The organism is Moraxella sp. (assembly GCF_024227015.1).
Taxonomy (GTDB): Bacteria; Pseudomonadota; Gammaproteobacteria; order Pseudomonadales; family Moraxellaceae; genus Moraxella.
In genome coordinates this window covers 1-714 of the sequence record NZ_JAAELD010000202.1, presented here as the reverse complement: position 1 = coordinate 714, position 714 = coordinate 1, and the positions used below count along the sequence as shown (strand labels likewise).

General features: G+C 47.6%; 1 protein-coding gene. It reads right to left on the bottom strand.

The window, feature by feature from the left end; genetic code table 11:
* Positions 1 to 202: 202 nt before the first annotated feature.
* The coding region (locus GY683_RS04670) for a transposase (RefSeq protein WP_297287640.1) at positions 203 to 714 on the bottom strand (512 nt) is incomplete at its 5' end.

Sequence of the window (714 nt, the reverse complement as noted above, 5' to 3'; positions counted from 1 at the left end):
TCTCTTGGACTCAATGCCAGGATCAAAGCACCTTTGAGCCATAATTAATGTGTTCGGACGGACAGGGTCGGCATTCTTCATTGAGCCGTCAATTGACTCCTATCAATTAAAGGAGCACCGCGGCAGTTTCAACTAAGCCATCCTGTCCGCCGAAACCTCGAAAACCTTTAACTACAAAGATTAAGTCCAGTCTGAGTCGGTTTTATAGGGTCAGTTTTATCCCATAGAATTGCTGAACTATTTTTCGCCATTGACCCAAAGGATGATCCGCTTTAAAGGCGGTCTCCAGGGCCTCTAATTTCTGCCATTTATCACGCAGGTACGGCCAGATCATCAAATAGTAATCGCCGCGTTCATCTATTTGCACTTGTGCCTTGCGCAACCGGCTGGGCAGATAAATTTGCGATGTCTGCATCAAGCACATCGACATACGCAGATAACGACGGGCCATGCCAAAATCAGCATGTTGTTCGGCGGCGTCGCGACGTTTGTAATCGGACATCAAATCTTCTGGGCCGTGTAAGCCCAAATGTGAGGCGGATTGAACGACATAATCTTTAAGGATGCGATTACAGCGTTTTGCCACCTTACCGGTTTTGGTTTCGCCCTGGGGACCACCGCTTTGTTTGACCCGAGGGATTATACCGCAATATGAAACCAAATTGTTTAGCGGCTTTTGTTCAAAAGGATTGCCAATCTCTGCGCTGACTCCGG